The organism is [Limnothrix rosea] IAM M-220 (assembly GCF_001904615.1).
In the GTDB taxonomy this organism is placed as follows: Bacteria; Cyanobacteriota; Cyanobacteriia; order Cyanobacteriales; family MRBY01; genus MRBY01.
In genome coordinates this window covers 1-5,632 of sequence record NZ_MRBY01000087.1, presented here as the reverse complement: position 1 = coordinate 5,632, position 5,632 = coordinate 1, and the positions used below count along the sequence as shown (strand labels likewise).

Below are 5,632 nucleotides of genomic sequence, written 5' to 3'. Positions count from 1 at the left end.
GCTCTCCCATTCACCGCGTCGTACTTCCGAGCATGCTTAAGCAAAACTCACGTTAAATATCAAATGAAACATTACTGTCAGAGTGGGTAATAGTTAGGCTTTATCCAGCAGCCAGTAGGTGGTCATTGCTCCTTTGCCTTTAACGGAGATCATGCCGCGCTGTTCGAAAATATAACGGTCTTTAAGGAGTTTGTAGGTGGATTCTGTCACTTGAATTAAGTTGGTTTCACCGCTACTTTCCATACGAGAGGCCACATTCACTGCGTCGCCCCAAAGGTCATAGATAAATTTTTTCGTGCCGATCACTCCGGCAATGACTTCGCCTGTATTGATGCCAATGCGTAGTCGTAGGGGATGGTTGAGTTGGGTATGTTCGTCCAGTTGGACTTGGATCGGACTCATTTTCTGGGCAATTTCAATCATGGCTAAGGCCATATCGGCGATCGCCGCCACGTGATTTTCGTCGGGAATCGGTAATCCGCCCGCCACCATGTAGGCATCACCAATGGTTTTAATTTTTTCGAGGCCATACTGGTCGGCGAGTTGGTCAAATTCTGAAAAAATATCGTTTAAAACTTCCAAGAGAGCTTGGGGAGATAAGCGCGAGGCGAGGGGCGTAAAATCCACAATGTCTGCGAAAAGAACTGTGGCTTGGTCATATTGCTCGGCGATGGTGCCGGGTTTGTTTTTGAGTTGGGTGGCGATCGCCTCGGGCAAAATATTAAGGAGTAGGGCTTCAGCTTTCGCCTGTTCTTGCTGGAGGGCTTCTTCGGCTAATTTTTTCTCGGTAATATCTTCGACTACACCGAGAACGCCAATGACATTACCTTCAGTGTCGTGGATGGGAACCTTACTGAGGTCGAGCCAGTTTTCTTTGCGGGCGGGTAGGGGCTTAATTTTTCGGATGGTTAAATGGTGAATGCTTTCGTTTTCGGAGATGACCTGAATGTCTTGCTGTCGGAAAAATTCTGCTTCGTCTGGATCCTCTAAAAGCTGAAAATCATCTTTGCCCACCACAGCTTCGGGTTCGTCTAAACCTGCGGCGATCGCCCAGTTGTTATTGCAGCCACGAAAGCGTAAATCCCGATCCTTCCAAAAAATTTGCTGGGGAATATTATTTAAAATTAGACGTAGATATTCTTCCTTTTCGGATAATGCCCGCTCGGCTTGTTTGCGATCGCTAATGTCGTTGACTACGCCCTCCAGACAATGGTCTTCGTGGTTATACCGTCCGGAAATCAGGACATCGATAATACTGCCATCGGTACGACGAAATTGGGTTTCAAAGTTATGCAGCTCGTAGTCCACCACTTGCTCTAACATTTTGGCGCGATCGCCGATATCTGCATAAAAGTCCGCTGCGGTTAATTTACCAATCACCTCATCTGGATTGTCGTAGCCCATCATTTCAATACAACAGGCATTCGCGTCAATCACCAGACCATCCTCCACCCTTGTGCGAAAAATACCCACCTGAGAATTATCATAAATACCGCGATATTTCAGCTCGCTAGCCCGCAACTCTTGGGTACGCTCCTGTACTTTCACCTCAAGACCCGCCTTTGCTTCTGCCAGCTCATCAAAGGATTTTTGCAATTGCGATCGCATCCGGTTAAAGGCTAGAGCCAGCTTTGTGGTTTCGCGCATCATGCCCACCCGACCGTTATTGTTGTTGGGGATAATCACATTCCATTCCCCCTCTGCCAGGGCGATCGCCGCCTGCGACAATTGCAAAATCGGTCGTGAAATCCAACGGGACGTGATCAAGCCCACCCCCGACGCCACCACCAACGCCCCAAACATGACCAAAATAGTATTACGCGTATTGATGTGAATCTGCGCCATAAAATCCGACTCAGGAATTGTCTGAATCACCAGCCAATCCAAGCCAAACTCATCTTGATAGGGAGTAACTTGTAAAAAATGCGTCACACCATCCAGCTCAATGCGACCCTTTTTCATTTGAGCGATATTTTCGAGGGAGCCAAATTCTTTTTTTAAATAGCGCGTCGTTGATTGAATCAGATCATCATCGCTCACCTCTGCCAGCAAACGCTCCGGCTGCTCCTTATTGTTCCGAAAATTTAAACTACTGCGCAGCGTCGAACTACCAATCAAAGCCCCATTACGCTCCAAAATAAACGCTTGACCCGTTTTACCGACCTCAAGACTTTTTAGAAAAGAGTTTAATTCTGCCAGCAAGACATCTGTGCCAATGACACCAATCACTTCACCCCTGCCATTCATCACTGGCTCAGCTAGCGTCAGACCCAACATCTGGTTACTAAACATCACGTAAACAGGACTCCAGCGGGTCACCTTCGCCCCTACCGGATTTTTAAACCAGTCACGATCTTGCAAAACATAGTTTTCGCGGGTGTTGTAAATGTAGGTCGGCTCATTGTCATCGTTAAGCCGCAGGGTCTGAAATTTGCCATCCATCTCACGGGTCGCAATCTTTAAGACCTGCTGCTCCCCTTTCCAGCGCCCAATGCCTAAATAATCACCCTCGATAGAGCCATATTGAATTGTATTAATTTGAGGATTGTCGGCGATCGCCCGCCGAAAATAAGTAATCAAAGACTCACGATCCGTCGGGTCAATAAACCCTAACTCAATGGCGGCGATCGTGGCACGATTAGCAAAATCCGGCTCCCGCAAATAACTCCGCAGATGGAGATCAATTTCCCGTGAAATTTCCGTTTGTAACTGTTGCACCAAAGTATCAACAGACCTTTGACCATTCCGTAACGACCAATAGCCAATCAAACCAACAGCACCAAAAATTTGCAACAAAAAAGGGACAACCAATACAAGACGTAAAGGTAATTGCTGCGATTTACGAGTAAACCATTTCAGACGCTTAGTCCAAACCATAGATATTCACAACATGTCAATGACAGCTGTTTCGGTCTTTCATTTATCATTAACACGACTTCTGAGAAAGATCCTGACATATTTGTCTAGCTTCAAGATCTACAAAGACTTAAATTATTCTAAACATACATCCTAGACCCTTCTCAAAATGCCACAGATGTACCCATAGAAGATTTTTCAGCATACATCTAAAACACAAATCAAAAATCCCAACTTCCATGAAAAAGCTGGGAATCCACATTTTTTTAAATTTATTTTGTTAACCGACAACTCTATTTTGATAGCAAAATCCCGATGAAACCATCGAGATTAGTTAAGACTTTAAAACCAAAGCAGAGCAGAGAAGACAACACTCAAAAAATAATCATCTAATACCATTTAATAGACATTAACGTCTCATTTACTTGCCGTAATTCTTGTTGTTCAACCCATTCTTTTGACTGATAGGTTCCAAAGACTCGATCCCACAAATCAACGCCGATACCATAGTTGTGGTGCCATTGATTGTACTTGTGGTGAACATAGTGAACAGGTATACTCATCCAGAAACATTTAATGGGAGTGTCATGTTGTAACTGGTGGGCATAGGCAGCGAAAGCAGCATAACTCACAATGCCAAGAGTCCAGCTGATACCGATATCAAGGGAGATAAAAAACATCGGAATCATCACAGGACAAGTGCCGAAAACATAATTCCGAAATTCCCAAAGAAATCCTTGCCCTTCACCACCCAGATGATGCTGCGTATGGCCTTGGCCGAGCTTTGGAAATATTTTTTTTATGGGGTGGGATTGTCTAACATGAAATACTCGATGAATCCAATACTCGATAAAACTGCCAAATAAAACTGCGAGAATGAAAAAAGTAGCTATAACTACAATATTTGTTGGAGCCGCCATGACATCTATTAGAAAATGGTGAAACAGATAGATCTTATGTAATTAAAGCGTATTGTAACCTTTGAAATCGTCAGTAAGCTTTTCAGAAAAGCAGGAGTTCTTTTTCCTATCTTTATTCAAAAAATGAGCTTTATCACAGCTATTTCAACAGTTTTGTTTGGCTTTAAAACGTAATTATAAAAAATATATTAAATAAAAAATAGATTAATGATCAAGGGTCTTTTCGCCGATGGTATCTTCCGACGCATTCTCAAAAATTTTAGCTGGCTCCTGATCGGACAGATTTTTACGGCGATCGCCAACTTTGGCTACCTTAGCCTAACGGCACACCGCCTAGGCCTAGAGCTGTTTGGCCTCTTTATTTTAGCGAGGGCATTTATTGAGATCCTGATTGGCGTGACAACCTTCCAGTCGTGGCAAGCCTTTATTCGCTACGGCGCAGTCTATCTCAAAGAAAAAAATAGAGATGCACTACAGCATTTGATCAAAGTCACAACACTACTGGATATCCTCGGTTCCTGCGGTGGTTTTTTTGTTGCCATTACCCTTGCCCCCTTTGTTGGTTCGTTAGTGGGCTGGGATGCGAGCACCATCCGTGAAGTCCAGTGGTGTAGCGTCTTAATGCTATTTACCCTAGGCTCAACGCCGATGGGATTATTAAGGTTATTTGATCGCTTTAATTGGCTCGCTTTACAGCAAACTGTCCCAGCCTTCACCCGTTTAGCTGGCACCATTATTGCGTTATCCCTAGAAGCCCCATTTTGGAGCTATTTGTTTATTTGGGTCTTCGCAGAGGCGATGAACGGTGTATCACTTTTATTTTTAGGGTGGCGGGAAGTTCGTCGTCAGGGACTTTTAGAGGGGATGGATTGGTCGTGCCCTAATTTATTTACTGTAGATCGCACCCTGCTCAAATTTTGTTTGGTGTCGAATCTCAACTCATCATTGCCCCTTGTGATGACGGTAAGCCCATTAATCATTGGTATTTTTGCTACCCCCGTAGCTGTGGGTCTATATCGAGCTGGTTACGAGTTGGCGACACCATTGCGGGAAGTTGCTTTGTTATTTACCCATTCGGTTTATCCAGAGCTTGCCCATCTCAGCAGTCGCGATCGCTGGCGTAAATTTAGCCGGATTGTGTTGAAATTCAGCTTCATTCTGAAAGGATTTGGTTTATTGCTTTTCCTATTAGGACTATGGTTCGGTAAAGATTTGCTCTACTACGCGATGGGGGAAGATTTTGTCGCCGCCTATGCAACCTTGATGGTGATGGTCGTTGCAGGTATTTTCAATATGGGAAATTGCCTATTAGAACCCGCTTTATTCGCGATGGGTCTGCCGCAAATTTCGTTGAGGGTCAATAGCATCGCAATTCTAGGAATTTATTTACCAATGCTCGTTATTTTAACGATTCAATTTGGGGCGATCGGTGCAGGTCTGGCCACTTTAATCTCTTTCTTTTCTAGCTTTACCCTCAATACTGTTTTAACGTGGCAACAAATTAGGCTCAAAATCAAATTAAAACAACGGGTGCGAGAATTGAGTCGGGTCAAGTAATACGTAAGTCTGACATTGCTTGATTTACGAGTGAGAACAAGTGATTTCACTGGTATTAGTAATGTCAATCTTTCTTTCGGAGAATAATAAATACGCCGTAGGAACAATAAGTTCTTTGGTTATTTTCGTTATGTTATAAATGCGCTGTTAAAGATTTTAGTTGTTAAAAAGTTTTTGATTATGGGCTTTCCTAAAAGAACGTGAGTTTTGCTTAAGCATGCTCGGAAGTACGACGCGGTGAATGAGAGAGCGAGAGATCGGGAGATGTTTCTATGCAAACAATCCTACTAGCTTTCAAA

At 43.8% G+C, this 5,632-nt stretch carries 3 protein-coding genes; 1 reads left to right on the top strand and 2 read right to left on the bottom strand.

Going from position 1 to position 5,632, the window contains the following annotated elements; translation table 11 throughout:
* Window positions 1–93 precede the first annotated feature (93 nt).
* Together NIES208_RS18200 and NIES208_RS18195 are read right to left on the bottom strand one after the other, a co-directional pair.
* Window positions 94–2,877, bottom strand: coding sequence for an adenylate/guanylate cyclase domain-containing protein (locus NIES208_RS18200; protein ID WP_075894408.1), 2,784 nt, complete (start codon window positions 2,875–2,877; stop codon window positions 94–96).
* A gap of 368 nt (window positions 2,878–3,245) precedes the next feature.
* Window positions 3,246–3,776, bottom strand: a complete 531-nt coding sequence (locus tag NIES208_RS18195; RefSeq protein ID WP_075894407.1) for a sterol desaturase family protein — start codon at window positions 3,774–3,776, stop codon at window positions 3,246–3,248.
* A gap of 207 nt (window positions 3,777–3,983) precedes the next feature.
* Between NIES208_RS18195 and NIES208_RS18190 the strand changes: the two genes are divergently transcribed.
* A complete protein-coding gene (locus NIES208_RS18190; RefSeq protein WP_084176687.1) occupies window positions 3,984–5,333 on the top strand; it encodes a lipopolysaccharide biosynthesis protein in 1,350 nt (449 codons plus the stop codon).
* Window positions 5,334–5,632: the final 299 nt, after the last annotated feature.